The organism is Tepidicaulis marinus (assembly GCF_000739695.1).
Lineage (GTDB): Bacteria > Pseudomonadota > Alphaproteobacteria > Parvibaculales > Parvibaculaceae > Tepidicaulis > Tepidicaulis marinus.
Genome location: NZ_BBIO01000003.1, coordinates 248518 through 273455, shown reverse-complemented (window position 1 = coordinate 273455; position 24938 = coordinate 248518). Strand labels below are relative to the sequence as shown.

Here is a 24938-nt window from a genome sequence, read left to right as displayed (position 1 = left end):
CTTGTGCAACACTCTTGTGAAATAGCGAGAATTGGTCAAAAGCCAAGAAGCCCGAAAAATAATGAGCGATCGCCCCTCCCCGCCCGTCTTCCGTTTCGCCCCGAGCCCCAATGGCTACCTGCATTTGGGCCATGCCTATTCTGCGCTGGTTGGGGCCGAAGCGGCAAGAGAGGCGGGCGGGCGCTTTCTCCTCAGGATCGAGGATATCGACACGGGCCGCTGCCGGCCGGAATATGAAGAGGCGATTTTCGAGGATCTCGCCTGGCTCGGCCTGACCTGGGAAGAGCCGGTCCTGCGCCAATCCACCCGCTTTGAAGCCTATGAAGCGGCGCTGAAAAAACTGCGCGCGCTCGGCACTGTCTATCCCTGCTTTGCCACCCGCAAGGAAATCATCGGCGCCATCGAAGAATCGGGCATCGGCCTCGACCGCTGGCCGCGCGACCCCGACGGCGCGCCGCTTTACCCCGGCCTTTACAAGGACCTGCCGCCGCGTGAGCTCAGCCGGCTGATGTGGGAAGGGGTGAGCTACGCTTGGCGCCTCGACATCGAAAAGGCGAAGACCCTGGCGGAAGAAAAACAGGGCGGCCCCATCACCTTTCAGGAAGACGGCGCAGGCCCCCGCGGGGAAACCGGCCGCCTTGCCATTGAGCCCGAGCTTTACGGCGACACCATTATCGCCCGCAAGGACGTGCCGACCTCTTATCACATAGCCGTCTGCGTCGATGACGCCGCGCAAGGCGTGACCCATATCAGCCGGGGCCAAGATCTTTTCTATATGACCCATATCCACCGGCTCTTGCAGGTGCTGCTCGATCTGCCCGAACCCATCTACCGCCATCACCCGCTTATCCGCGATGAAACCGGGCGGCGGCTTTCCAAGACCGCCAAGGATATGGGGATACGGGAGTTGCGCAGCGAAGGGCTCAGCCCTCAGGACATCCGCGCCATGGTCGGTCTCAATGAGGCCGAACGGGCTTAAAGAAAAATATTCAGCATCACCGTCAAGGTAACGAGGCTGAGCGCCGTTGCCAGCACGACGGCGGAAGAGGCCGCCCCCGGCGCCGCCTGATAGCGTGAGGCAAGCACGAAAGAGAAAACCCCCGTCGGCATGGCCGCCATGGTCGTTGCGACCTTCACCCAAAGCGGGGAGAGCCCGAAAACGTAGAACGATAGCACGAAGACGATGAGCGGATGCACCGCGAGCTTGAAGAAGGAAATCGTCGCCGCGGTGCCGACCGAGCGCTTGATCTCATAACGTGTCAATGTCGCCCCGAGCGAGAAGAGCGCGCAAGGAATGCCCGTGCGGGCGAACATTTCCAAAGCCGTGTCGGCGGGACCCGGAATGCCGAGCCCGAGCTGGCCGTAGGTAATCCCCAAAGCCAGCGCGACGATGACGGGGTTCGTCACCATGCCTTTCAGGCTCTCGCCCAAAATCGCACGCGGCGCCAGGCGCTTACCGCCGCGCGGCTTCGTCGTTTCCAGCAAAAACGTCGCGATGGTGAAAATGGTCAGCCCGTGAAAGGCAAGGATAAAGAAAAGCGGCACGCCCGCCTCTTCCCCATAAGCTGTGAGAATAATGGGAATGCCGAGCATCACGGTGTTGGAAAACCCGCCGCCGAAACCGACGATCACGCTGTCGGCGGGCGAGCGGCGCAAAAACAGAAAGGCCGCCGCCCCGCAAAGCGCCCAGACGATAAGCACGCCGCCATAATAGGAAAGCCAGAGCCCCCAAGGCAGTTCGGCGGGAAGCTCGGTATTGGCGAGCGCACGGAAGAGCAGCGCGGGCAGCGCGAAGGTGAAGGCATATTTGTCGATGCCGTCGATCGCCTTGTCGGAAAGTATGCCGAATCTGGCCGCCAGAAGGCCGACGCCGATCACACCGAAGATCGGCAGAACGAGATGGATACCCGCTTCCATTTGATCACCCGCAAAGAAGCGGGAGAGGCCCCGCAACGGCGCGGACCCTAGCGGCGCGGGCTCATATGGTCAAATCGGAGGAAGAGGACCAATGCAGGTGAGGCGCCTACCAGTCATAGAGCCCGGTGAAGCTTTTAAAGCCCGCCCCTTCCGCATAAGCCTGCCAGGCGGTGCGGAAGCGCGCCGTCGTTTTCGGGCTGTTGAAGCCTTGCCCGAGGCCGAGGATCACAAGTTCCTCGCAGCCTTCGTAATGCGCCTCTTGCGGGACAGGGAGCTTACCGCCCCATTTCGTCAGCTTGCCATAATCGGAATCTTCCGCCCCGTCGGTAAGCAGCACCACGGTGGTGGGCATGGCCTTGCAATCGACGACCTGCGCCATCGTGTCGAGAAAGGGCACGATGTTGGTTTTCATCTGCGCCTCGAGCTTGCCCTCTTTGACAAGCGCGGGAAGATTGGCAACGAGCGTTTGAATGCCCTCGGCGACATCTTCAGGCCGGGCGCGCGCGGAAATCACCTGATCGATTTTCAAATGATTGGACGAGGCATCGTAAACGCCGAACGTGCGCACCATGACGCGCGAGCGCAAAGGCAGGGCATCCAGCTCTTCACCCAGCCGGGCGGCAACGCGCGCTGCATAACCTGCATCGGTGATCAAGGGATTGGATTTGGAAAGATCGAGCCCGACCAGGATTTGCCGCGCGCCGTCCGCCTCGGTGCGCCCCGCATCGACGGCGAGCGCGGCGCCCGGTGCGCCCATGAGAGACGCACCGAAGAAAAACGCGCCAAGGAGTGCCAGTCCCCGCATCGGCCTATTCCGCCGCACGCTTGTAACCACCCGGAGCCGGAACCTCCCGCGGACCGCGAAAGGGAGGCAGAATGTCACCGGCGGGTTCCCGCAGGCCCTCCTGTGTGACGCGCCCGGCCTGCATGGCATGGCGCGAATATTTATCCCACCAGGCCCGGAAGGCTTCTTCGTAGCGGGTGACCGTATGCGACTTTTCGGCAAGCTGCGGGGCGGGCGCGGGCTGCGCGTCCGCTTTCCCTTTGCGGCCCCAGCGCGGGGCAGGCAGCGCCTTTTGCGTGGAAGCAAGGCGGCGGCGCGATTCCGACAGGCCCTGTTCATAAGCCTGGCACTCGCGCATTAGCCCGGCCCAAAGCGCATGGCGGCGGTTTTCGGTGCCTTCCATTTCGGAGAGGCGCTCGCGGCTTTCCGCATATTCTTCTTCCAATTGGGCAAGGCGGGCCATGTCACGCTTGCGCTGCACGAAATCCCGCGTCAGGAAAAGCCGGCGCAGATTGTTGAGCGCGAAGTGAAGACACATGGCCGCAACGCCCGTGACCACCAGAAAGATCACGCCGAGCGAGGTCATCCAGAAAATCGGCTGATAACCGCGCACCGTGGCAACGGAACCGGCGGCGGCTTCCGCCCCGCGCGTTGCGTCCGTTTCAAGCCCGAGCTCGGCCAGGGCCCCGCCGAGCGAGCCGCCGGAGCCGCCCGCACCCACTTCCGCAAGCCCGTTCGGCAGCGACATCATGGCCAGAAGAAAGCCGACGCCGCCCAGCATCAAGAGCGCGAGCAGAAAAACGACGCGCACGAAAATGCCGCGCCCGAAGCCCGACATATGTTCGATGAGAATATGCGCGGCGATCGTGGCGAAGAGCACTTGCAGCGATTTGAACGTGACGGAGGTTGCCAGCGTGCCCGGCAGTTCCAGAAACTCATTGGCAAGAGCGCGCGTCCAGAACTCCGTGACGATGGCGTAATCGACGAAAAGCGCGCCGCAGGTCACCAGCACCGCCAGAACGACCGCGCCCATATAGAAGGGGCGGAAGCGCGCCTGGCGCTCGCTTGCAATGTAATTGTTCTGGATCTGCGCGCGGGTGCCGTCGCTGATAAGGGAATTCATCTGAAATCTCATCTCGCCCTCCTCACGCCTGTTTTTTGGTGGAAGAGCGGCGGAAGCGGTCCCAAAACCCGCCCGTCTTCGGATGCTCATCCTCGAGCGGCGCGGCAAGGCGTTTGGCGAGCCCCACGATTTCCTGCTCCAGCACTTCCTGGCGCGCGCGCAGCCCGTGCAGCTCGCTCATATAGGCCTCATCGAGCGCGGTGAGCGAGGCATAGATGTGAATGTCGGGAAGCGGTTCGCCGTTGCGGCCATAATCATAAGCGGCATCGAGCGTGCGCCCGGCACCTGCGGCTTTTCCGGCGGATGAATAGGATCGGCTTGCCTGCGCCATGTCTCACCTCTTCCTTGCTGCCCGCGCGGGAGGGCGGGCTCGTCTCCGGCGCGAACGCCGGTCTGCATGTGAAGGGCGGGCGGCACATCAGCGTTTCGGCCCCCCGGCCCGCTTTCACCGCGCCTGTCGATGCGCCTGAAAGCCTTGCTTCCGGTAACGCCGCACAAGACCGGAAGCTCTTTACTTTTGCGCAATCAATATGACGAAACCAGTCCTGAAATGCGGCTGAAATGTGATCTTTTTGCAGATCGCCATGCCGCACCGGGCTCCAGACACACCAATCTGCCCGCAAAGGCGGCATTTGCCCGCCGCGCAGGCGGTCAAACAGGCAGGAAAGCCCGGCGGTAATTTCGAGGGTACGGCGCCTATTCGCCCTGCTTTTCGATCCCCGCCCAGACCATGCGGGCGAACTGCTCGGCTTTCAAAAACCCGTCGCCCCATTCCGCATCGAGCGCGGCGAAGGGCTTGGAGGCCACCCAATCCGCATAGGAAAGACCCTTACCCCGCGCGCCATGGGCGCTGGCGGAGGCGGTTTTCAGCATCTCGCGGAAGGCGATGAGATCGGTGCGCGTGGCAAGGGCCCCATGGCCCGGCATGAAGCGCGTTTCCTCATTCGTTTTCGCCAGCACATCGCCAAGCGCGGCGATCACCCCGTCAATGCCGCCGCCCGACCAGGCATCGATCACCGGATAAAAGCCGTTGAAGAAAAGATCGCCCGTATGCACCACATTCGAGCGCGGCCAATGGATGAACGTGTCGCCATCCGTATGCGCGCCGTGCACATGAATAAGCTGCGCTTCTTCCCCGTTCAGGTGAATGGCCGAGCGGTCATTATAGGTCAGATGCGGCAAGGCGGCTTTCGGCGCAGGCGGCGCCGGGCGCTCGAAGGCGGTGATCTCCTGCCCCTTCTCCATCCGGGAGCGGACATTCTCATGTGCGAAGATGAGCGCGCCTTCCTTGCCCAGATTCTCGTTCCCGCCCGTATGGTCGCCATGCCAATGGGTGTTGACCACCAGACGGATAGGCCCGGAAGAAATCGCGCGCACCGCTTCCAGAATGGCCGGCGTCATCGGCGCAAACTGATCGTCGATGAGATAAACCCCGTCCGGCCCGGCGGAAACACCGATATTCCCGCCCTGCCCGATCAGCATGTAAAGCGTGTCCGTCAGTTTGACGGTTTCGACCTCCGGCAGGTCTTGCGCGTGAGCGGGAAGCGCTCCGGCACCGGCCAGCGCAGCAAACCCAAACAAAAGTGCGGCAAGCTTCCTACGGCTGATTTCAAACAATTTCCCGGCTGCGCTCATACCATCCTCCTGCAATTTGCGAGGAGACAGCCTGAAGCGGCGGCACTTCACCAGCAATCAACGAAAGCGTGAGGCGAACCGAACCCGAACATTCCGGTAGCGGAACCTATAACCCGGAGCCCACAACAAAATTGACCGCTTCAACGACTCGCCGAATAGTGAAATTGGAAAATCATCGAGGTCACAAATGCCATGTCAGAACCCATACTTAGAAAAACCCAGCCACCACAAGACGAGGAAGGCAATCACTGGTCTTCTGACCGGCTCGACCGAAAGAAATTCGCGGATCAATTGACGCGTCTTGTTGAGTCAACAAACCAGCCGTTTGTAATTGGTATTGAGGCACCATACGGCTCGGGAAAATCATACTTTTTGAGCCGCTGGAGAAAAGACCTCTTATTAAAAGAACACACCGCAATATACATAGACGCTTGGGCCACTGATTTCTCAGACAGTCCACTAGTAGCATTCGTAGCGGAGTTTGAACACACACTCAAAAAGACTTCCGACACAACATTGAAAAAAAGAGTCAGTGATCTTAGCAAAGCTGCGGGTGTCCATCTTTACCAAAAAGGTCTGCCTGTTGCCCTGCGGATCGCAACGAGCGGATTATTCGATTTCGCTGATCTTAAGAAGCTGGTCGGAGACAATCTTACCAATTCTGTATCCGCGCAATCAGCCGAATTGGTAGAAGCGATAGCCAGAGAGGAAATTGCACAACATTCGAAAGCAGTAAACTCGATAAAGGAATTTAGAAACAAGCTTTCTGAGCTAGTTAACAGATCTAGAGAAGAAATCTCACAAGATCACAAGTTTGTTGTGATCATCGACGAGCTTGACAGATGCCGACCCGACTACGCCATCGAAATGCTGGAATGCATTAAACACTTCTTCAGCGTCGAAGGCCTCGTTTTTGTCATAGCATATGACAAGACGCACTTAGCGGGCTGTATTGCCTCTGTCTATAGTGAAAAACTCGATACCGATGCATATCTCCGGAAGTTTATAGACTGGCGCACAACACTCCCCTCACAAAAAGGTGCGGACTTTGTTCTTCACACGTGCCGCCAATTGAGTATGCAAGAAGTAATCCACCACGAACGAGACTTTTCAAACTTCATCGAATTTTGCAGCACGGGCGCAATCGCGGAAAACACATCACTCAGAAGTTTGGAACAAGAAATTTCCAATATCAGCCTGTCGCTACGCGTGTTGAACATAAGACAACCGCACCTAGGAGATGTATTCGGCGTTTATTGCTTCTTGAGAGTTAGTGAAAATGGCAACTTCGAGAAACTTGCCAACGCAGAGATTTCTGCCGAACATTTTCTTCGATACTTCGACAACAAAACAGAGAACTTAAAGGAAGATCACTTTGGGACATTGAAATTCATGAGGCAGATAATTTTTGCACTCACCCAAAACGATTTTGACCGTGATCCCACATTGAGCGCGACACTAAGTAAGGAGTTGGCATCAACCAGCGATCAGCGCAGTGACGAAATCGAAAAAATGTTAGAGATGGAGAACGATGCAAGGGAATACCGAATGTTCCTGGAACGCGCCTTTCGGAAAACGGTGGACCCTCAAACTCAAACTTGGCTTGCAGCCATCCAAAACTCATTTCAAACTTCTCTGCATCAAACTCGCTGACGCAAGAAGGGATCACGCCGCCCGCTCGTCCGGGTCCACGAGGGTGACGACATCGGCCATGATCTTGTTGAGGTCGAAATCCTTGGGCGTATAGACGGCGGCAACGCCTGCCTCGCGCAGGCGCGCTTCGTCTTCGGCCGGAATGATGCCGCCAACAATGACCGGGATATGATCGAGACCCGCCGCGCGCATCCGCGTCATGACATCGGCAACAAGCGGCACATGGGAGCCCGAAAGGATCGAGAGCCCGACCACATGCACATCGCCGTCGCGCGCGGAGGCAACGATCTGCTCCGGCGTCAAGCGGATGCCTTCATAAACGATATCCATGCCTGCATCGCGCGCGCGCACGGCAATCTGCTCGGCGCCGTTGGAATGCCCGTCGAGGCCGGGCTTGCCGACGAGAAATTTGAGCCGCCGCCCGAGTTTCGCCGAAACCGCATCCACCGCCGCGCGCAGTCCGTCAAGCCCGCCCGCATCGTTGCGCGCGGCTTTGGAAACGCCGGTCGGGGCGTGGTATTCACCGAAAACCGAGCGCAAGACGTCGCCCCATTCGCCCGTCGTCACGCCCGCTTTCGCGCAGGCAATGGAGGGCTCCATGATATTGCGGCCTTCTTTCGCCGCGGCGCGCAAATCATCGAGCGCGGCTTTCACCGCGCCCGCATCGCGCGCCTCCCGCCAGGCTTTGAGCGCGGCGACCTGTTCAGCCTCCACACCTTCTTCCACCGTCAAGATCGCGCCTTCGCCTGCCGTCAGCGGGGAAATCGCGGTTTCCACATATTTGTTGACGCCGACAACGGAAAGCGAGCCTTCTTCGATGGCCTCCAGGCGCGCCGCGTTCGACTGCACGAGGCGCTCTTTCATGAAGGCGCTTTCGACGGCGGCCACCGCCCCGCCCATTTCCTCGATCAGGCGCAGCTCCTCAAGCGCCGCTTCTTTCAGCTCACGGACTTTCTTTTCCATCACCGCGGAGCCTTCGAAAATATCTTCATATTCCAGAAGGTCGGTTTCGAAAGCGAGGATCTGCTGGGCGCGCAGCGACCATTGCTGGTCCCAGGGGCGCGGCAGGCCGAGCGCCTCGTTCCAGGCGGGAAGCTGCACGGCGCGGGCCCGCGCATTCTTGGACAAGGTCACGGCCAGCATCTCGATGAGAATGCGGTAAACGTTGTTTTCCGGCTGCTGTTCGGTGAGACCCAGCGAGTTCACCTGAACCCCGTAGCGGAAGCGGCGCAGCTTTTCATCTTCAACGCCGTAGCGCGCCCGGCAAATCTCGTCCCAAAGTTCGGTGAAGGCGCGCATCTTCGCGATCTCGGTAACGAAACGCACGCCCGCATTGACGAAGAAACTGATGCGCCCGACGACGCGGGCAAAATCCGCCTCCGGCACCTGCCCGCCCGCTTTCACCGCATCGAGAACCGCAATGGCGGTCGCCAGCGCATAGGCGAGCTCCTGCGTCGGCGTCGCGCCCGCCTCCTGCAAATGATAGGAGCAGACATTGGTGGGGTTCCATTTCGGCACTTCCCGGTAGGTATAGGAAATCACATCCGAGATGAGCCGCATGGAAGGTTTCGGCGCGAAGACGTAAGTGCCGCGCGAGAGATATTCCTTGATGATGTCATTCTGCACCGTGCCGGTGAGCTTTGCCCGGTCCGCGCCCTGCTCGTCCGCCACCGCGATATAAAGCGCCAAGAGCCAGGCCGCCGTCGCATTGATCGTCATGGAGGTGTTCATCTGCTCGAGCGGGATCCGGTCGAAAAGCGCGCGCATGTCGCCGATATGGCAGACGGGCACCCCCACCTTGCCGACCTCGCCTTTCGCCAGCACATGGTCGCTGTCATAGCCCGTTTGGGTCGGCAGATCGAAGGCGACGGAAAGACCCGTTTGCCCCCGCGCCAGATTTTCCCGGTAAAGCGCGTTCGAGGCCTTGGCCGTGGAATGGCCCGCATAGGTGCGGAAAATCCAGGGGCGGTCTTTTTCGTGCTGAAAGGGCGTCTCGGCCATCTGCCATCTCCGGGTGGGCATGTTTCCGGAGCCAATAGCACAGCGCGCCCGCGCCGCCAAACCCTGACGGCCCGCGCGACGCTGCGTTTTCCGGGCTCTTAAGGAGAAGTGGCCCTAGAGCACGTCGGAGAGAATATCGACGATGATGCCCGTCGCCGCCGCCACAAGCAGCACGTCATCACCGACGATCAGCCGCTCATAGCCTTCATAGACGGGCAGGCGCAGCTGGAGGTCCTGCGGCAAATAGCGCTTGGCAATGCCGGGCGGCAGCGGTTTGCCGCGCGCGAGATTCTTGGCGATACCCGGCGGCAAGGGCTTGCTGGTCATGCCGTGGCGGCCGAAATAGTCGCGGATGATCTCGGTTTCATTGACCCCGAAACGGATTTCGGCATGAAGGCCAAGATCGACATCGCCGCTACCCTCGGCCCCTTGCTTGGCATGGCCGGGCGGTCCTGCATGGCCCGGCGCCTTGTCGCTCTTGGCCATCGCCGGTCCGGCCGAAAAGCCAAGGACAACCGCCAGCAGAAGGCGGGGCCCGAAAAAGGCGCGCAGAAAGGAAACGGGTTTTTCAGGCCGGCCAGAGCAGCCGGGGCGGGCAGTGCGGCGCGTCATGGGAAACTCCCTGAGTTTGTTCATCTAACCCCATCAACGCCGCTCCGCCCGCTTTGTGCCCGGGTGGATGCTTAGCTTCGCGAACCGAAAAACTTCACATCGAGCGCCCATTTGTCCTCATCCTTGAACGCCATCAGCGCCACGGTCGCCGAGACGACGCAGAGCGAGGGGAAGAAGAGGATATTCACCGCCTCGCGCCCAAAAATCAGGCCGAGCGGGTCAACCAGCGACGGCCAGATCGCGGCGGCGCCGAGCGCCAGCGAAATAAACTGCGCGGGATAAGCGATGGAGCGCAAAAGCCCCAAGATCACGCAAAGCGCCAGCAGCGTCTGGCCGGTGCCCAGCACATATTGCAGCGTCTCATTGCTCAACAGCCCGCCATAATATTTGTCCGAAACGCCGATCGCCTCCTTGGTCGCGCCGAGCCGCACGATCGCCCAGATCAACAGCAAAAGCCCCGTCGACAGACGCAGCAGCAACAAAGATAGTGGTTTCATTCAATGCCCCTCATGTAATCGGGCGCCGCAGCGCCTTTGAACAGAGGGTAAAGTGGGCACCGCCCCGCCCTACCGCCAGCCACGTTTTTGTGAGGCCTATTTGGGAGGCCCATTTGCTAGGCCAGCCGAATATCGGCCCTGCCGCCGATTTGCCGCAAGGGACCTGGCGGGATATATACCCGGCAACCTGTCCTTCCTTTCAGCAAATGGGGCCTGCCCTGCCATGACCGCATCCGTGATTTTGCCCGACCTGACCCGCCTTCTTGCAGCGGGCAGCCAAGAAGCCGAAAAAATGCTGGCGGCGGCGCGGCGAGGCGTTTTCGATCTTGTGGCCGTGGACGGCAAGCCGGATAGAGCCCGGCTCGATGAAGAACAGTTTGCCTGCCACGGCTTGGCATGGCTTGCGACTTATGTAGAGGCGCTGCGCCAGCTTCACGCCTATGCCGCGCGCATGGAAGAAGAAGGCCGCTTCGGCGAGATCGAGCAGCTTCTGGCGCAGATCGGGGCCGGGGAATATCTCAACCAAATCTCGGGCGGCATCCAGATGAACCAGACGGAGATCGTGCGCCCGCATGATCTTCACATTCCAGATGAGGTGCATGCCGCCTTCCATACGAAAGACGTGCGCACACTTTGCGTAGAAGGCAATACGCCTGCCGTGCGCGCGCGCCTTGCCCAGCTCATGGCCGAACAGGCGGGCACGGCGAGCTTCGGCGATAGCGGCCTCGATGAAACGCTGAGCCAGATCCGCGAGCAGATGCGCCGCTTTGCCGATGAAAAAGTGCTGCCCCATGCCCATCAATGGCATCTCGACAATGCCTATATCCCGCTCGACGTGATTGCGGAAATGTCCGAGCTTGGCGTGTTCGGCCTCACCATCCCGGAAGAATTCGGCGGGCTTGGCCTTGGCAAGGAAAGCATGTGCGTCGTCTCCGAAGAGCTTTCGCGCGGCTATATCGGCGTCGGCTCACTCGGCACGCGCTCGGAAATCGCCGCCGAGCTCATTCTGGGCGGCGGCACGGAGGAGCAGAAAAATCACTGGCTGCCGAAAATCGCCTCCGGCGAGATATTGCCCACCGCCGTCTTCACCGAACCCAATACCGGCTCCGACCTTGCCTCGCTGCGCACGCGCGGCAAGAAAGACGGCGACGTTTACAAGATCACCGGCAACAAGACCTGGATCACTCATGCCGCCCGCGCCGATGTCATGACGCTGCTGGCGCGCACCAATGACGCGCCGGGCTATAAAGGCCTGTCCATGCTGCTGGCGGAAAAGCCGCGCGGCGATGACGATGAGCCCTTCCCCGCCAAAGGCATGAGCGGCGGCGAGATTGAAGTGCTCGGCTACCGCGGCATGAAGGAATTCGAGATCGGCTTCGACGATTTCGAGGTGAAAGCGGAAAATCTTTTAGGCGGGGCGGAAGGCCAGGGCTTCAAACAGCTTATGGTGACATTCGAGAGCGCGCGCATTCAAACCGCCGCCCGCGCCATAGGCGTTGCCCAAAGCGCGCTGGAGATCGGCCTGCAATACGCGCAGGAGCGCCAGCAATTCGGCAAGGCGATCTTCTCCTTCCCGCGCGTCTTCACGAAACTTGCGCTGATGGCGGCGGAAATTCTGATCGCCCGCCAGCTCACTTATTTTGCCGCGCGCGAAAAAGATCAGGGCCGGCGCTGCGATCTGGAAGCGGGCATGGCGAAACTGCTCGGCGCGCGCGTTGCCTGGGCGGCAGCGGACAATGCGCTGCAGATCCACGGAGGCAACGGCTTTGCGCTCGAATATCCGATCAGCCGCGTGCTCTGCGATGCCCGCATCCTCAATATCTTCGAAGGGGCCGCGGAAATTCAGGCCCAGGTCATCGCCCGCCGCCTCCTCGATGGGGTGAACTGAGCGCGGCGCTGAAATCGGTCCTGTTCGAAAGCTGCCCGCCGGGATAGGCTCGCGCCAAAACAGGTCTGACGCATAGGGCGGGTCTGGCGGATAGTAGCGGGCGGAACATTTCATGCGGAAAATTGTCTGGGTGTTGAGCGGCACGGCCCTTTTTCTCGGTCTTCTCTGGGCCGGGATCTTTCTTGTCTATATGCCCTCTCAGCTTGCGGTCGCCGCCCGCCAGCCCATCACCGAAACCCCGCGCGCCGTCGGCCTCGACTTCGAAGAAGCCGTGGTGGAGCCGGAAGATGCCCCGCTCAAACTGCGCGGCTGGTGGATGCCTGCAGCCAATCCACAAGCCGGGCTCCTGGCCATTCACGGTGCCGGCGGCACGCGCGAGATGCGTGCCACCAAGGGCCTTGGCATTTACAAGGACATGAACGCGCGCGGCTTTTCCATTCTTGCCATCGATCTGCGCAATCACGGCCAGTCGGATGGGGACGGTACAGGCCGCTTCGAGCTCGGCCTGAAAGAACGCCACGATGTGCGCGCGGGCCTTGCTGCCCTGAAAGCGCGCCTGCCCGGCAAGCCGCTTTACGCCTTCGGCCTTTCCATGGGCGGGGCCTCGCTCATTCATGCGCTCACCGATGAGGAGACGGGCGAAGCGCTCAGGGAAGATTTGCAAGGGCTGATTCTGCTCGACCCGCTGCTCGATTATGAAAGCGCAACGCGCGCCGGCACCTATGCGGTGACGGGCATTCCAGGGGCGATGGCGGGGCCCGCCATCTGGACCGCGGAACGGTTCTACGATTTTCCCGGAAAAGCCGACCGGCCGCTGGAGCGGGCCTCGCAGGTGAGCCTGCCCATCCTCATCCTCCAGGATGCGGGCGACCCCGTGACCCAGCGCCGCTTTGCCGAAGAATTCACCCGCCTCAACAAACGGACGAAACTCTGGCTCGCCCCGGATGTGCCCGCCGACCATCCGGCCATGGGCCCCGCCGGGCGCTGGGGCACCCATGGGCGCGCTTATCTGCTGCACCCCGACGCCACGATGCACCAGATCGATCTTTTTCTGGCGGCGACCGGCCATGAGACCCGGCAAACGGCTGATCGGGAAACGGCCCGGCGCGCAACGGCCGGGCGGGAAACGGAACAAGCTGGACAAACAGGCTCATTCGACTAGATCAAACCCATGACAGATATTTTCGACTATCTCATTCCCCTTTCCCTCGCCGCCGTGCTGGTCGTTCTCCTGGCCGGGCTTTGGAACATGATGCGCGGCGGTTCCGCCTCGCGCTCCCAGACCCTGATGCGCTGGCGAGTCGCTCTGCAATTCGCGGCCATCTGCGTGCTGATGGCGGCGTTTTACTTCACGGCCGCGTGAGAGAGCGCAGGCGGAGCGAATGACCCGGAACCAATCTGATGCAGATTGGCAACGCCCCTCGGGAAACCGACCGGTCTCCCCCGCACTTGCTTTGGACAAGCCCCTCCCGTAACCATTATTAACTCCTCAATTCCCTTCCTTCAGATAGGATGGGATCAGGAATTGCTGCGCTGTTCTGGGGTAGCGCAGAGTGAATTTATATGAAGGGGGCTCCCGTGATCCTTAGAAAGACCCTTGCTTGCGCCATGCTCTTTGCGACCCTTGGCGCTGTCCCAGCATTTGCCGCAGAAGATTCGATCGTCGATGAAGTGCGCCTCGGCGTCTTGAACCATGAACTGTCCCTGTTCCGCGACGAGACGGATGAAGACGGCGCCGACATTAACGGCGAAGTGCTCTTCACCTCTCCGGACTGGCTGGAATGGGCCGGCTCCCCGCGCCCGCATCTCGGCGCTACCATCGCGACCCATGAAGATTCCACCAGCTTCATCTATACCGGCCTTGCCTGGGACTGGAATTTCTGGGGTCCGCTTTTCGTGGAAGGCGCGTTCGGCGCAGCCCTGCATGACGGCGAAACCGGCTCCTCAAAACAGCAAAACGAACTCGGCTGCGCCTGGGCGTTCCATGAAAGCGCCTCGCTCGGCTATAACCTCACCGACAATCACCGCCTGATGCTGACGCTGGAGCACATCTCCAACGCAAGCCTGTGCGATGACAATGAAGGCCTGACGAATGTCGGCATCCGCTACGGCTACCGCTTCTAAGCCGGACGGATATGGATTTCGGAAAACGGGGCTTCGGCCCCGTTTTTTGTTGCTTGAAGGTCAGGCGGCACAATTTTAAATTATTGTTTTACAGAAATTAATTTCCTCAATACAATTTCTCCCGACCTCAAGGGAGAGTTCTATGACCGACCGCACCCGCCGCATTACCGTCCTCAGCGCCGTCACGAAACATGCCTGCAGCTTCCTTTTGATCACCCTCCCCCTCGGCCTTGCTGCCTTCTGGCTGGTCTTCGCCGAGCCCGATCCCGCCCGTTTCGGTCCGGGCTTTGCCATGGGGCCCGACACGCCGCTGGAGCGGGGCCTCGGCCTTGGGCTCTCATTGATCCCGCTGGCCATCACCCTCTTTGCGCTCATCAATCTGCGCCGGCTTTTCAGCTTCTATTCGGCAGGGGTCTATTTCACGCCCGCCACCGTGCGCTGCTTCACGAACATGGCCTGGGCGCTTGTCGCGGCAACGCCGGCGGGCATCCTGACGGGCGCGGCGCTTTCCGTCGCCCTTTCCTATGACAATCCGGCCGGGCAGCGGGAGCTTGCCATCTCTCTTTCCTCCGCCCAGCTCACCATGCTTCTGACCGGCATCGTGCTTTTGGTCATTTCCTGGGTCATGGCCGATGCCGTGCGCCTTCAGGAAGAAAACGCCGCCTTCGTCTAAGGAACTGCCATGCCCATTACCGTTACGCTGGATGTCATGCTGGCCCGCCGGAAAATGCGCTCCAAGGAGCTTGCCCGCGAGATCGGCATTACCGAGGCCAATCTCTCGCTTTTGAAATCGGGCAAGGTGAAGGGTGTGCGCTTTGAAACGCTTGAGGCCATTTGCCGTGCGCTTACCTGCCAGCCGGGCGATCTCCTCGTCTATGAACCTTCCAACGGGCCGCCTTCACCCCTCGGCAGGGAGGTGGCGGAATGAAACCGGCGCTTCTGGTTCTTCTTGCCGCCGTGCTTCTGACAGCCTGCAGCCAGGCCGCGCGCGAGAGATTCGCCCGCGATCTCTGCCAGAATGCCCCCAACTGCACCGCCTATGACAAGGACGGCAAGCCGGTGAGCAACAAGGATTATTGCGTCGGGCGGCAGGTCTGCCGGGGCGTGCCTTAAGCCCCCAACTCGCATGATGATCATCATGCGAATGTTGACGCGGCAAACGGCGCCCATTAGCGTCTCCTCTCTCAAAGGGGGAGAGATGAACGCAAAAGAGCACAAGCCGTCCGGCAAAAGGGCCGAAAGCAAGGATGAAAGCCGCCAGCGGATTCTCGCCGCCGCCGCCGACATGCTGCGCGAGGAAGGGGGCGGCGGTTTTTCCGTCGCCGATGTCATGGCCCGCGCGGGCCTGACCCACGGCGCCTTCTACTCCCATTTCCCCGACAAGGACGCACTGATCGAGGCCGCCTTCCGCGCCGCCTTCAATTACCGGGAAAGCTGGCTTGCCGCTGCAGAAAGCGCGCCCGCGCACGAGCGCGTGCCGCGCCTCCTTAAAGGCTATCTCAACGCCAAACACCGCGACCGCCCGGCGGCAGGCTGCGCCTTTGCCGCCTGCGCCCAGGAATTTGCCCATGGCACCGCCGACCAGCGCCGCGCCTTTGCCGATGAGATCGAAACCACGCTGAACCGGCTCACGGCCTTGCTCGGCGACAAAGACGGCAACGCCGATGCAGCTTCCTGCGAGAGCGAAGTCATCGGCCTTCTCAGCCTGTGCGTCGGGGCCATGAGCCTTGCCCGCGCCGTGGACGACCCCGCCCTTTCCAACCGCATTCTAGAGGCCGCCCTGACCTATGGCCGCCAGCAACCGGCCTGACACAGGGCTCTCCGATAACGATCTCAGTTAAGACCCGCAGTAAAAGACAGGAAAAAGAATGAGCGACATTTCCACCGCCGAGCATCCGAAAAACACCGTCACCGTCAAAGGCAAGTCCATGGCCTATGTGGACCTTGGCCCGGCAAATGGCGAGCCCATTCTCTTTCTCCATGGCAACCCGACATCCTCTTATCTCTGGCGCAATGTCATGCCGCATCTGACGGACCGGGCGCGTTGCATCGCGCCTGACCTGATCGGCATGGGCGATTCGCAGAAACTGGAAAGCCCTGGGCCCGGCCGCTACACGTTCAAGGAACACCGCGAGTATCTTGACGGCTTTATCGAGGCGCTCGGTATCGGCAACAATCTCACCCTTGTCATTCACGATTGGGGCTCGGCGCTCGGCTTCGATTGGGCAAACCGCCACCGCGGCGCTGTAAAAGCCATTGCCTATATGGAAGGGATCGTGCGGCCCATGACATGGGACGAATGGAACGCGGATGCGCGCCCGGTTTTCGAAGGCTTCCGCTCACCCGCCGGTGAGGAGATGGTGCTGGAGAAAAATATCTTCGTCGAACGCGTGCTTCCAGGCTCCGTGCTACGCGGCCTGACCGAAGAAGAGATGGCCGTCTACCGCCGCCCCTTTGCAAAGGCGGGCGAAGACCGCCGCCCGACGCTCACCTGGCCGCGGCAGATCCCGCTGGCGGGCGAGCCGGCGGATGTGGTGGAAATCGTTCAGTCCTATGCGGACTGGATGGCGCAAAACGATCTGCCCAAGCTTTTCATCAATGCCGATCCCGGCGCGATTCTGATCGGCGCGCAGCGCGAGTTTTGCCGCAGCTGGAAGAACCAGACGGAGGTTACCGTCAAAGGCTCGCATTTCATTCAGGAAGATAGCCCCCATGAAATCGGCAAGGCCATTGCTCAGTGGCGCAGCCATCTTTAAGGCACGGACAAACAGGAAAACCAGCGCCGCCCTTCTTCACGAAGGGCGGCGTTTGCATCTCAGCCTCGACATGACTTGATCCGGCCTGCCCTCCGGCGCATCCTCTTGAAACATAAGACTGGGAGGGGATGCACCATGTCACAAGATACCGGAACCGTCCGCGCCTATACGGGCACAGCCAAAGCGCTGCACTGGCTGATCGCGCTGCTTGTCCTTGTTATGCTGATTTTCGGCTGGACGCTGGGCGATCTGCCGGAAAAAGAACACATCGAAACGCTGGTCATCCATTCCTCGCTCGGCGTCTCCGTGCTCATTCTCATGACGGCCCGCCTTGCCTGGCGCCTCACACATCCCGCACCGGCGCTTCCCGCCGATCTGCCGCGCTGGCAGGTGGTGCTTTCCAAAGCCGTGCATCACAGTCTTTATCTCTTTCTCTTCCTGCAGCCCATCTGGGGCATCGGCCAATCGCTCTTTGCCGGTTTTCCGGTAAGCCCCTTCGGCCTCGGCCCGCTGCAGATCGAAGAGAACGAACAGCTTTTCGGTATTTTCCATACCGCCCATGCCGTGAACGCGATGATCCTGATCGCGCTGCTGGTTCTGCACATTCCCGCCGCGCTCTATCATCACTTCATCCGCAAAGATGTGGTACTGAGAAGGATGCTGCCTTTCGCCAAGGTGTAAGCCGGTTTGCAACAGCCCGGGGCGGCAAAGCGGAAAGGAAGAGCCATGGTCGTTTTGAACAAGATCTATACCCGCACGGGCGATGAAGGCACGACCGCGCTCGGCACCGGCCAGCGCCTGCCCAAGCACGATCTGCGCATCGAAACCTATGGCACGACGGATGAGCTGAACGCGGTGGTGGGCCTTGCCCGCCTTCATGCAGGCGCCGTTCCCGGCATGGGCGGGATGCTGGGCCGCATCCAGAACGACCTTTTCGACCTCGGGGCGGATTTGTGCATTCCGCCCAACGAGCCCTTGCCCGAGATGATGGAAGGCTATGAGCCGCTGCGCATCGGCGAGGAGCAGGTGGCCCGCCTCGAGCGGGAGATCGACGCCATGAACAAGGAGATGGCGCCGCTGAACTCCTTCATCCTGCCCGGCGGCAGCCCCCTCTCAGCCCATTTGCACCTTGCCCGCACCGTCTCGCGCCGGGCCGAGCGTATCATGACGGCGCTGAAGGAGCGCGATCCGGACGGGGTTGGCGCCCCGGCCCTGAAATATGTAAACCGGCTCTCCGATTTCTTTTTTGTCGCAGCGCGCCATGCCAATAATGGCGGCAAGGACGATATTCTCTGGGTTCCGGGCGCCAACCGGTAGGCCGGGCAAAGCAGGAGAAAGCAAAGGCGCGTCAAATCGCCCCAGAACCGGCACCCGCCGCGCCCCCGCGACCCTGCCGCAGCGCCCTCAACGGGGTCTTTGCGGGCGAAACGGAAAGATCGCCCCTCCTCCTATCCCGCTTCATTGACAGGGCCTTGCACCCGGACTAGGTTGCCGCACCGCAACAGCGGAGCGACGGACAAACCCTTGTCTTTGCTCCGTATAGTCGCAGTTTCCCTCGATTGATGGCAGGGCCTGAGCCGCTTGAAAGAGCTTCAGCCTCGCGCCGCTGATCGGGAAAACGGCAACCCCGAGACCAGCGTCTGGCAACGCGCAGGAGTTCAGCTCAATGAAAGTCCTCGTTCCCGTCAAGCGGGTGGTCGACTATAACGTGAAGATCCGGGTGAAATCGGATCAGAGCGGTGTCGAGCTCGCTAACGTCAAAATGTCCATGAACCCCTTCGACGAAATTTCCGTCGAAGAGGCCGTCCGCCTGAAAGAAGCCGGCAAAGCCACGGAAATCGTGGTCGTCTCCGTCGGCCCGCAGCAGGCACAGGAAACCATCCGTACCGCGCTCGCCATGGGCGCCGACCGGGGCATCCTGATCAAGACCGATGACACGGTCGAGCCGCTGGGCGTGGCAAAACTGCTCAAAGCAGTGGCAGAAGAAGAAAAACCCGATCTCATCATCGTCGGCAAACAGGCCATCGATGACGATTGCAACCAGACCGGTCAGATGCTCTCGGCCCTTTTGGGCTGGTCGCAGGGTACCTTCGCCTCGAAAATCGACATCGAAGGCGACAAGGCAGCCGTGACCCGCGAGATCGACGGCGGTCTGCAGACCATCAAGATCACCATGCCGGCGGTCGTCACCTCCGACCTGCGTCTCAACGAGCCGCGCTACGCTTCCCTTCCCAACATCATGAAGGCGAAGAAGAAGCCGATCGACACGAAAGAGCCGGGCGATTACGGCGTCGACATCACGCCGCGCCTTGAAGTGCAGAAAGTCGCCGAACCGCCCCAGCGTGAAGCCGGTATCAAGGTTGAAACGGTGGGCGAACTGGTTTCGAAGCTCAAGGAAGCGGGAGTGATCGGATGACAACCCTTCTTATCGCAGAACACGATAACGCCAAGCTGGGCGATGCCACGGCAAAAGCCATGTCGGCGGCAAAAGCGCTGGGCGCGGATGTACATGTGCTCGTGGCCGGGGAAGGCTGCGCGGCGGTTGCCGATGCAGCAGCCAAGCTCGACGGCGCCGCCAAGGTGCTGCTCGTCGAAGATGCGCAGTACGGCCACCGCCTTGCCGAACCGCTGGCGGCTCTGATCGTCAGCCTGGCCGGCAATTACGACGCCATCGTCGCGGCGGCCACCACCGTGGGCAAGAACGTCATGCCCCGCGTCGCAGCTCTGCTCGACGTGATGCAGATTTCCGACATCACGGGCGTCATTTCCGCGGACACGTTCGAGCGTCCGATCTATGCCGGTAACGCCATGCAGACGGTGAAGTCGAAAGACGCCAAGAAAGTCATCACCGTGCGCACCACCGCCTTCCCGGCGGCGGGCGAAGGCGGCTCGGCTTCCGTGGAAAACGCGCCGGCAGCCGACAATCCCGGCCTTTCCGAATTCGTGAACGAAGAACTGACGAAGTCGGACCGTCCGGAACTGACCTCGGCCAAGATCATCGTCTCCGGCGGCCGCGGCATGCAGTCCGGCGACAATTTCCACATGCTCGACAAGATCGCCGACAAGCTCGGCGCCGCTGTCGGCGCGTCCCGCGCGGCTGTGGACGCAGGCTTCGTGCCGAACGATTATCAGGTCGGTCAGACCGGTAAGGTCGTCGCGCCCGAGCTTTACATCGCCGTCGGCATCTCCGGCGCCATTCAGCACCTTGCCGGCATGAAGGACTCCAAAGTCATCGTCGCCATCAACAAGGACGAAGAAGCGCCGATCTTCCAGGTGGCCGATTACGGCCTGGTCGCCGACCTCTTCAAGGCGGTGCCGGAGCTGGAAGAAGAGCTGGGCAAAGCCGGTCTTTAAGACAGGGCTTATGTCCTAAGCCATGCCATGAAGCGGCGCCGCCGGAAAATATCCGGGGGCGCCGTTTTCGTGTAGGCTCGCAAAAACACACGACACGCAAACATGCGACGAGGTGCTGGGAATGAGTTTCAATGAGATTGCGGTCATTGGCGCCGGGCAGATGGGCAGCGGCATTGCACATGTCTGCGCCCTGGCCGGCTACAAGGTGCAATTGATCGACATGACGATGGACCGGGCCGAGGCGGGCATCGCGACCATCACGGGCAATATGAACCGCCAGGTGACGAGCGGGCGCATATCCGAAAGCGAGCGCGAGGCAGCACTCGACCGCATCCGCCCCGCCGACACGTATGACCAGATCAATCAGGCAGATCTCGTCGTGGAAGCGGCGACGGAAAGCGAAGAAGTCAAACGCTCGATCTTTACCGAGATTTGCCCGCTGATTTCAGATGATGCCATCATCTGCACGAACACCTCCTCCATTTCCATCACGCGCCTTGCCTCGGCAACCGACCGGCCGGAAAAATTCATGGGCCTGCACTTCATGAACCCGGTGCCGGTGATGGAACTCGTGGAGCTGGTGCGCGGCATCGCCACGTCGGACGAAACCTTCGAGGCGGTGCGCACCCTCGCCGAACGGCTTGGCAAGCAATGGACAAGCGCGGAAGATTTCCCCGCCTTCATCGTCAACCGTATCCTTCTGCCCATGATCAACGAAGCCGTCTATGCGCTTTATGAAGGCGTTGGCAGCGTGGAAGGCATCGACAAGGCCATGCGCCTCGGCGCCAATCATCCGATGGGCCCCTTGCAGCTTGCCGACTTTATCGGCCTCGATACCTGCCTTTCCATCATGCAGGTGCTTTATGACGGGCTTGCTGATTCCAAATACCGGCCCTGCCCGCTGCTCGTGAAATATGTGGAAGCCGGCTGGCTCGGGCGCAAAGCCGGGCGCGGCTTTTATGATTACCGGGGCGATCATCCGGTACCCACACGCTAGACACCGCGCAGAAAACAAGGTTAAGGCCCCGCACGGGGCCTTTTCTTTGATCCTTACAAAACCTTTGCCTGTTTAGATTTTGGTTAGATTACCGCCCCACACTTCAATGTGGGCTGATCTTGCAGGGGAGGGCGAGAACATGCGCTGGTTTGGATGGCAGGACGCGCACCATGCGCCCCAAGGCACTGTACCGGGCGCGGAAGGCGCCGCGCTCGAACGGCTGGCCGAGCCGCAGCATCCCCAGCTCGCTTTGCTTCTGGATTACTGGCAGGAAAAACGGGGCAGCGGCCGCGCCATGCCGGCCCGCGGCGATGTTTCGCCCACCGACATTCCCCGCCTCATGCCCCATCTCGTGCTTTTCGATATTCTGGACGGCGGCAAGGACGGGCAGATCCGCGTCTTCGGCTCCGAGCTCAGCGAAATGCTGGGCGAGGACCGCACCGGCATGCGCCTCTCACAGATCAAGTGCGAGAAGCAGGAACAATCGGCGCAGAACATCCGCTCGCGCTGGCTCAATATTTTTCATCTGACCGTTGCGGAAAAAGCACCCGCTTTCGTCAAGGCGCCCATGAACAATAGCGGGCGCGACTTCATGATCTTTCACGGCGCCTGCCTGCCGCTTTGCGGGCCGGAAAGCGAGGAGATGAAACAGATACTCGGCATTCTCGTCACGCTGCCCCGCTCTGCCGACGAGCTGCTGCCCCCGCCCGTGCCTTACGGCGCAGAAACGCCGGGCTTCATCTGAGAGAAAACCAAAATCGGAGCCACAGTTTTGTTCTTTCGCGCCGATACATGATCCTCTTGGAAAAACGAGTCGTAAAACAACCTGCAACGCGCAGCAAACGCCAGGCGAAACAGGGGACCCGGGGAAACGGCATGACATGCGGACCGATCAATAGAATTCCAGCCGGATTGCAATGGATGGACGTGCCGCTCCATCCCCTTACCATCCAGCTCCATGATTACTGGCGGGAAAAAGCCGCCGGCCGGGCGATGCCGGACCGCACCGATATCGACCCGATCGAGATCCCCCGCCTTCTACCGAATATTCTGCTGGTCAATTCGCTCACCGCCGAAGGCGATTTCCGTGTCCGGCTTTTCGGCTCCGAGCTTGCCTATTTGACCGGAGAAGAACGCACCGGCACGGGCCGCACCGAAATCGGCCGCAACCGCCCGCCTGAGCTTGCGCAAAAATCCCAGGAACGTTGGAAAGTCGTCATCACCCGGCTGGTGGCCGCGCAAGCCCCGCTCTTTTTGCGCACCCGCATGGATTATCACGCCGACAATCACCGCGTGCTCCATATTGCCGCCCTGCCACTTTCAGCCGGAACACCGGGGCGCATGGAGCAGGCCATTGGCCTGATGGCAACGGAAGCCTGAAAAGCCTATTCCCGTTCCAGCACGGCCTTGATCAGCGCCTTGGCATCAGGCGAATCCCATTCCGCGGCCCCGACGAGGCGGCCGACCACCCGCCCTTGCTTATCGAGCAGCATCGTCAGCGGCAGGCCGAAAGCCCCGAGCGTGACGCCCGCCCGGGCGGACGGGTCCTGGTAAAGCGCGAGGTTCCTCACCCCCACTTCCTCATAGAAAGCCTTCGGGCCCTCCATGCCGCCCTTGTCGAGGCTGAGGGCCACAACCTCGAAATCAGGCCCCCCAAGGTCGGCCTGCAGCCGGTCGAGCGCCGGCATTTCATGGCGGCAGGGCCCGCACCAGGTCGCCCAGAGATTGAGCAGCACGACCTTGCCCTTGAAGGCGTCAAGGCCCAGTTCCTCACCCGCCGCATTGCGGAAACTGACAGGATCGGGGGCTTCAAGCTGGGGAAAACTGACAAATCCCTTCATTTCGCCCACCGAATAGGCGGCGAGCGGCCCGGAAGCCGGTCCCCCTTCAAGATTGCGCCCGCCCGGCTCAATCAAGTATATGACCCCTAAAGCAATGATCCCCGCCAAAGCCAGGGCTCCGAGCGGCAGCAATATCTTGGACCGGGTCATCAATTTACCTCCCACGCCCCGGCGCGGGCAGTACGCCGGAGAAAACGAATGAGCAACAAAATGTGGGGCGGCCGGTTCGGCGAGAGCCCCGATGAAATCATGGAGGAAATCAATGCCTCCATCGGCTTCGACAAGCGTTTTGCCGCCCAGGATATAAGGGGCTCGAAAGCGCATGCCCATATGCTCGCCGAAAAGGGAATTATTGCAAAGGCGGATGCAGATCAAATTGTCGCGGGGCTCGACGCGATCAGCGTGGAAATCGAGGCAGGCACATTCGAATTCTCCCGCGCGCTTGAAGATATTCACATGAATATCGAGGCGCGCCTGAAAGAAACCGTGGGCGAGGCCGCAGGCCGCCTTCACACCGCCCGCTCGCGCAACGACCAGGTGGCGACGGATTTCAAGCTCTATATCCGCGACACGCTCGATCATCTGGACGGCCAGCTGCACGCCTTGCAGGAAGCGCTGGTGGCCAAAGCCAAGGCGCATGCGGCAACCGTCATGCCGGGCTTTACGCATTTGCAGACCGCCCAGCCCGTCACCTTCGGCCATCATTGTCTGGCTTATGTGGAAATGGCGGGCCGGGACCGGGGCCGCTTTGCCGATGCGCGCAAAAGGCTGAACGAAAGCCCGCTCGGCGCGGCCGCCCTTGCCGGCACCTCCTTTCCCATCGACCGGGAAAAGACCGCCGCGGCACTCGGCTTCGACGGGCCGACGCGCAATTCGCTCGACAGCGTGTCGGACCGCGATTTCGTGCTCGAAACCTTGAGCGCGGCGGCGATCACGGCCGTGCATCTCTCGCGCCTTGCCGAGGAGCTGGTGATCTGGGTGACGCCCGGGTTCGATTTCGTACGCCTGCCGGACAGCCTGACCACGGGCTCCTCCATCATGCCGCAGAAAAAGAACCCGGATGCCGCCGAGCTCGTGCGCGCCAAGACCGGCCGGGTGATCGGCGGTCTGACCTCGCTCCTCGTCGTGATGAAGGGCCTGCCGCTCGCCTATTCCAAGGACATGCAGGAAGACAAGGAAACCGCCTTCGACGCGCTCGATTCCCTCTCGCTCTGCATCGCCGCCATGACCGCCATGGTGACGCGCCTTAAGGTGAACGAAGAAGCGATGCGCGCCAGCGCCGCCAAGGGCTTTTCCACCGCCACGGACCTTGCCGACTGGCTGGTGCGCACGCTGGACATGCCCTTCCGCAACGCGCACCATGTCACCGGCACGCTGGTGGCGAAGGCGGAGGCAAAAGGCTGCGATCTCGACGGGCTTTCCCTGGCCGAAATGCAGGAAACAGAACCGCGCATCACCGAGGAAGTCTATTCCGTGCTCGGCATCGACAATTCCGTCAAAAGCCGCACGAGCTTCGGCGGCACGGCGCCGGATAACGTCAAGGCCATGGCCGCGTTCTGGGAAAAGGCGCTGGCCGGGGAAAACAAAAACGGATCGGCAAAACCATGAAACGCACACGCACACTGACCATTGCGCTGACCACCGCTCTGACCCTGGCGCTCGGCCTTGCCGCTTGCGGCAAGAAGGGCAACCTCCAAGACCCGCCCGCCCCGCAGCAGGAGGAGCAGGCCTCTTAAAACTGGCGCTTTAAACTGGC

Annotated in this window: 29 protein-coding genes; 20 read left to right on the top strand and 9 right to left on the bottom strand. The window is 60.9% G+C overall.

What is annotated here, in order from left to right:
* Positions 1 to 61 precede the first annotated feature (61 nt).
* Positions 62 to 979 (top strand): tRNA glutamyl-Q(34) synthetase GluQRS, encoded by a 918-nt coding sequence (gluQRS, locus tag M2A_RS04900; protein ID WP_045443669.1) that lies wholly within the window; start codon positions 62 to 64, stop codon positions 977 to 979.
* Here gluQRS and M2A_RS04895 read toward each other — a convergent pair.
* The 5 genes from M2A_RS04895 to M2A_RS04875 form a co-directional block, all read right to left on the bottom strand.
* Positions 976 to 1917 (bottom strand): AEC family transporter, encoded by a 942-nt coding sequence (locus M2A_RS04895; protein WP_045443667.1) that lies wholly within the window; start codon positions 1915 to 1917, stop codon positions 976 to 978. The genes gluQRS and M2A_RS04895 overlap by 4 nt on opposite strands.
* Positions 1918 to 2023: 106 nt before the next feature.
* A complete protein-coding gene (locus M2A_RS04890) occupies positions 2024 to 2722 on the bottom strand; it encodes a vWA domain-containing protein (protein ID WP_045443665.1) in 699 nt (232 codons plus the stop codon).
* Positions 2723 to 2726: 4 nt separating this feature from the next.
* On the bottom strand, positions 2727 to 3836 hold the full coding sequence (locus tag M2A_RS04885; RefSeq protein ID WP_156101673.1) for a hypothetical protein: 1110 nt from the start codon (positions 3834 to 3836) through the stop codon (positions 2727 to 2729).
* A gap of 10 nt (positions 3837 to 3846) precedes the next feature.
* Complete coding sequence (locus M2A_RS04880; RefSeq protein WP_045443659.1) at positions 3847 to 4155, bottom strand: hypothetical protein; 309 nt, start codon at positions 4153 to 4155, stop codon at positions 3847 to 3849.
* Between the two features lie 365 nt (positions 4156 to 4520).
* Positions 4521 to 5459 (bottom strand): MBL fold metallo-hydrolase, encoded by a 939-nt coding sequence (locus tag M2A_RS04875; RefSeq protein WP_052379214.1) that lies wholly within the window; start codon positions 5457 to 5459, stop codon positions 4521 to 4523.
* Between the two features lie 192 nt (positions 5460 to 5651).
* Between M2A_RS04875 and M2A_RS04870 the strand changes: the two genes are divergently transcribed.
* Positions 5652 to 7112, top strand: coding sequence for a KAP family P-loop NTPase fold protein (locus M2A_RS04870; RefSeq protein ID WP_045443656.1), 1461 nt, complete (start codon positions 5652 to 5654; stop codon positions 7110 to 7112).
* Positions 7113 to 7124: 12 nt separating this feature from the next.
* Here the strand turns inward: M2A_RS04870 and M2A_RS04865 are convergent, their stop codons facing one another.
* The 3 genes from M2A_RS04865 to M2A_RS04855 form a co-directional block, all read right to left on the bottom strand.
* On the bottom strand, positions 7125 to 9113 hold the full coding sequence (locus M2A_RS04865) for a protein meaA (RefSeq protein WP_045443653.1): 1989 nt from the start codon (positions 9111 to 9113) through the stop codon (positions 7125 to 7127).
* 114 nt (positions 9114 to 9227) lie between these two features.
* On the bottom strand, positions 9228 to 9725 hold the full coding sequence (locus M2A_RS17150) for an anti-virulence regulator CigR family protein (RefSeq protein WP_052379213.1): 498 nt from the start codon (positions 9723 to 9725) through the stop codon (positions 9228 to 9230).
* Between the two features lie 71 nt (positions 9726 to 9796).
* A complete protein-coding gene (locus M2A_RS04855; RefSeq protein WP_147446346.1) occupies positions 9797 to 10222 on the bottom strand; it encodes a hypothetical protein in 426 nt (141 codons plus the stop codon).
* 223 nt (positions 10223 to 10445) lie between these two features.
* Between M2A_RS04855 and M2A_RS04850 the strand changes: the two genes are divergently transcribed.
* From M2A_RS04850 to M2A_RS04775, 16 genes are all read left to right on the top strand, one after another.
* A complete protein-coding gene (locus M2A_RS04850) occupies positions 10446 to 12110 on the top strand; it encodes an acyl-CoA dehydrogenase family protein (protein ID WP_045443646.1) in 1665 nt (554 codons plus the stop codon).
* A gap of 112 nt (positions 12111 to 12222) precedes the next feature.
* The gene (locus M2A_RS04845; protein ID WP_045443643.1) at positions 12223 to 13272 is read left to right on the top strand and encodes an alpha/beta hydrolase; all 1050 of its coding nucleotides are present in this window, start codon (positions 12223 to 12225) and stop codon (positions 13270 to 13272) included.
* Positions 13273 to 13281: 9 nt separating this feature from the next.
* Positions 13282 to 13473 (top strand): twin transmembrane helix small protein, encoded by a 192-nt coding sequence (locus tag M2A_RS04840; RefSeq protein WP_045443640.1) that lies wholly within the window; start codon positions 13282 to 13284, stop codon positions 13471 to 13473.
* Positions 13474 to 13688: 215 nt separating this feature from the next.
* Entirely contained in the window at positions 13689 to 14234 is a 546-nt protein-coding gene (locus M2A_RS04835) for an acyloxyacyl hydrolase (RefSeq protein WP_158597246.1), read from the top strand.
* A 142-nt stretch (positions 14235 to 14376) separates the two neighbouring features.
* Positions 14377 to 14907, top strand: coding sequence for a DUF2975 domain-containing protein (locus tag M2A_RS04830; RefSeq protein WP_045443635.1), 531 nt, complete (start codon positions 14377 to 14379; stop codon positions 14905 to 14907).
* 9 nt (positions 14908 to 14916) lie between these two features.
* Positions 14917 to 15162: a helix-turn-helix domain-containing protein gene (locus M2A_RS04825; RefSeq protein ID WP_045443632.1), complete on the top strand. Its 246-nt coding sequence runs from the start codon at positions 14917 to 14919 to the stop codon at positions 15160 to 15162.
* Complete coding sequence (locus tag M2A_RS04820; RefSeq protein ID WP_045443629.1) at positions 15159 to 15347, top strand: hypothetical protein; 189 nt, start codon at positions 15159 to 15161, stop codon at positions 15345 to 15347. Before M2A_RS04825 ends, M2A_RS04820 begins: the two co-directional genes overlap by 4 nt.
* Before the next feature lie 85 nt (positions 15348 to 15432).
* Entirely contained in the window at positions 15433 to 16044 is a 612-nt protein-coding gene (locus tag M2A_RS04815) for a TetR/AcrR family transcriptional regulator (protein WP_045443851.1), read from the top strand.
* Between the two features lie 58 nt (positions 16045 to 16102).
* Complete coding sequence (locus M2A_RS04810; RefSeq protein ID WP_045443626.1) at positions 16103 to 16990, top strand: haloalkane dehalogenase; 888 nt, start codon at positions 16103 to 16105, stop codon at positions 16988 to 16990.
* A gap of 135 nt (positions 16991 to 17125) precedes the next feature.
* A complete protein-coding gene (locus tag M2A_RS04805) occupies positions 17126 to 17671 on the top strand; it encodes a cytochrome b (protein ID WP_045443624.1) in 546 nt (181 codons plus the stop codon).
* A 45-nt stretch (positions 17672 to 17716) separates the two neighbouring features.
* Positions 17717 to 18307 carry a cob(I)yrinic acid a,c-diamide adenosyltransferase gene (locus tag M2A_RS04800; protein WP_045443621.1) on the top strand — a complete coding sequence of 197 codons (591 nt, stop codon included), beginning with the start codon at positions 17717 to 17719 and terminating at the stop codon, positions 18305 to 18307.
* Positions 18308 to 18656: 349 nt separating this feature from the next.
* A complete protein-coding gene (locus tag M2A_RS04795) occupies positions 18657 to 19406 on the top strand; it encodes an electron transfer flavoprotein subunit beta/FixA family protein (RefSeq protein ID WP_045443619.1) in 750 nt (249 codons plus the stop codon).
* Positions 19403 to 20344: an electron transfer flavoprotein subunit alpha/FixB family protein gene (locus tag M2A_RS04790; RefSeq protein ID WP_045443616.1), complete on the top strand. Its 942-nt coding sequence runs from the start codon at positions 19403 to 19405 to the stop codon at positions 20342 to 20344. The genes M2A_RS04795 and M2A_RS04790 overlap by 4 nt, the downstream gene beginning before the upstream one ends.
* A gap of 121 nt (positions 20345 to 20465) precedes the next feature.
* Positions 20466 to 21341 (top strand): 3-hydroxybutyryl-CoA dehydrogenase, encoded by an 876-nt coding sequence (locus M2A_RS04785; RefSeq protein ID WP_045443614.1) that lies wholly within the window; start codon positions 20466 to 20468, stop codon positions 21339 to 21341.
* A gap of 139 nt (positions 21342 to 21480) precedes the next feature.
* Complete coding sequence (locus M2A_RS04780) at positions 21481 to 22086, top strand: PAS domain-containing protein (RefSeq protein WP_045443606.1); 606 nt, start codon at positions 21481 to 21483, stop codon at positions 22084 to 22086.
* 131 nt (positions 22087 to 22217) lie between these two features.
* Complete coding sequence (locus M2A_RS04775) at positions 22218 to 22721, top strand: PAS domain-containing protein (RefSeq protein WP_197052841.1); 504 nt, start codon at positions 22218 to 22220, stop codon at positions 22719 to 22721.
* A 5-nt stretch (positions 22722 to 22726) separates the two neighbouring features.
* On the opposite strand, the gene M2A_RS04770 is transcribed toward M2A_RS04775, so the two are convergent.
* Positions 22727 to 23257, bottom strand: coding sequence for a TlpA family protein disulfide reductase (locus M2A_RS04770; protein WP_244444380.1), 531 nt, complete (start codon positions 23255 to 23257; stop codon positions 22727 to 22729).
* A 123-nt stretch (positions 23258 to 23380) separates the two neighbouring features.
* Between M2A_RS04770 and argH the strand changes: the two genes are divergently transcribed.
* Positions 23381 to 24790 carry an argininosuccinate lyase gene (gene argH, locus M2A_RS04765; protein WP_045443597.1) on the top strand — a complete coding sequence of 470 codons (1410 nt, stop codon included), beginning with the start codon at positions 23381 to 23383 and terminating at the stop codon, positions 24788 to 24790.
* Positions 24787 to 24918 carry a hypothetical protein gene (locus M2A_RS18455; protein ID WP_280113598.1) on the top strand — a complete coding sequence of 44 codons (132 nt, stop codon included), beginning with the start codon at positions 24787 to 24789 and terminating at the stop codon, positions 24916 to 24918. The genes argH and M2A_RS18455 overlap by 4 nt, the downstream gene beginning before the upstream one ends.
* The last annotated feature ends 20 nt before the right edge of the window (positions 24919 to 24938 follow it).

Excerpts from the sequence above, each read along its gene's own strand:
- M2A_RS04795 (WP_045443619.1), top strand. The coding sequence starts at position 18,657 with ATGAAAGTCCTCGTTCCCGTCAAGCGGGTGGTCGACTATAACGTGAAG.
- M2A_RS04850 (WP_045443646.1), top strand. The coding sequence starts at position 10,446 with ATGACCGCATCCGTGATTTTGCCCGACCTGACCCGCCTTCTTGCAGCG.
- M2A_RS04810 (WP_045443626.1), top strand. The coding sequence starts at position 16,103 with ATGAGCGACATTTCCACCGCCGAGCATCCGAAAAACACCGTCACCGTC.
- M2A_RS04775 (WP_197052841.1), top strand. The coding sequence starts at position 22,218 with ATGACATGCGGACCGATCAATAGAATTCCAGCCGGATTGCAATGGATG.
- gluQRS (WP_045443669.1), top strand. The coding sequence starts at position 62 with ATGAGCGATCGCCCCTCCCCGCCCGTCTTCCGTTTCGCCCCGAGCCCC.
- M2A_RS04875 (WP_052379214.1), bottom strand. The coding sequence starts at position 5,459 with ATGAGCGCAGCCGGGAAATTGTTTGAAATCAGCCGTAGGAAGCTTGCC.
- M2A_RS04880 (WP_045443659.1), bottom strand. The coding sequence starts at position 4,155 with ATGGCGCAGGCAAGCCGATCCTATTCATCCGCCGGAAAAGCCGCAGGT.
- M2A_RS18455 (WP_280113598.1), top strand. The coding sequence starts at position 24,787 with ATGAAACGCACACGCACACTGACCATTGCGCTGACCACCGCTCTGACC.
- M2A_RS04845 (WP_045443643.1), top strand. The coding sequence starts at position 12,223 with ATGCGGAAAATTGTCTGGGTGTTGAGCGGCACGGCCCTTTTTCTCGGT.
- M2A_RS04825 (WP_045443632.1), top strand. The coding sequence starts at position 14,917 with ATGCCCATTACCGTTACGCTGGATGTCATGCTGGCCCGCCGGAAAATG.
- M2A_RS04840 (WP_045443640.1), top strand. The coding sequence starts at position 13,282 with ATGACAGATATTTTCGACTATCTCATTCCCCTTTCCCTCGCCGCCGTG.
- M2A_RS04890 (WP_045443665.1), bottom strand. The coding sequence starts at position 2,722 with ATGCGGGGACTGGCACTCCTTGGCGCGTTTTTCTTCGGTGCGTCTCTC.
- M2A_RS04780 (WP_045443606.1), top strand. The coding sequence starts at position 21,481 with ATGCGCTGGTTTGGATGGCAGGACGCGCACCATGCGCCCCAAGGCACT.
- M2A_RS04855 (WP_147446346.1), bottom strand. The coding sequence starts at position 10,222 with ATGAAACCACTATCTTTGTTGCTGCTGCGTCTGTCGACGGGGCTTTTG.
- M2A_RS04790 (WP_045443616.1), top strand. The coding sequence starts at position 19,403 with ATGACAACCCTTCTTATCGCAGAACACGATAACGCCAAGCTGGGCGAT.
- M2A_RS04805 (WP_045443624.1), top strand. The coding sequence starts at position 17,126 with ATGTCACAAGATACCGGAACCGTCCGCGCCTATACGGGCACAGCCAAA.
- M2A_RS04785 (WP_045443614.1), top strand. The coding sequence starts at position 20,466 with ATGAGTTTCAATGAGATTGCGGTCATTGGCGCCGGGCAGATGGGCAGC.
- M2A_RS04865 (WP_045443653.1), bottom strand. The coding sequence starts at position 9,113 with ATGGCCGAGACGCCCTTTCAGCACGAAAAAGACCGCCCCTGGATTTTC.
- M2A_RS04895 (WP_045443667.1), bottom strand. The coding sequence starts at position 1,917 with ATGGAAGCGGGTATCCATCTCGTTCTGCCGATCTTCGGTGTGATCGGC.
- M2A_RS04885 (WP_156101673.1), bottom strand. The coding sequence starts at position 3,836 with ATGAGATTTCAGATGAATTCCCTTATCAGCGACGGCACCCGCGCGCAG.
- M2A_RS04820 (WP_045443629.1), top strand. The coding sequence starts at position 15,159 with ATGAAACCGGCGCTTCTGGTTCTTCTTGCCGCCGTGCTTCTGACAGCC.
- M2A_RS17150 (WP_052379213.1), bottom strand. The coding sequence starts at position 9,725 with ATGACGCGCCGCACTGCCCGCCCCGGCTGCTCTGGCCGGCCTGAAAAA.
- argH (WP_045443597.1), top strand. The coding sequence starts at position 23,381 with ATGAGCAACAAAATGTGGGGCGGCCGGTTCGGCGAGAGCCCCGATGAA.
- M2A_RS04800 (WP_045443621.1), top strand. The coding sequence starts at position 17,717 with ATGGTCGTTTTGAACAAGATCTATACCCGCACGGGCGATGAAGGCACG.
- M2A_RS04815 (WP_045443851.1), top strand. The coding sequence starts at position 15,433 with ATGAACGCAAAAGAGCACAAGCCGTCCGGCAAAAGGGCCGAAAGCAAG.
- M2A_RS04830 (WP_045443635.1), top strand. The coding sequence starts at position 14,377 with ATGACCGACCGCACCCGCCGCATTACCGTCCTCAGCGCCGTCACGAAA.
- M2A_RS04870 (WP_045443656.1), top strand. The coding sequence starts at position 5,652 with ATGTCAGAACCCATACTTAGAAAAACCCAGCCACCACAAGACGAGGAA.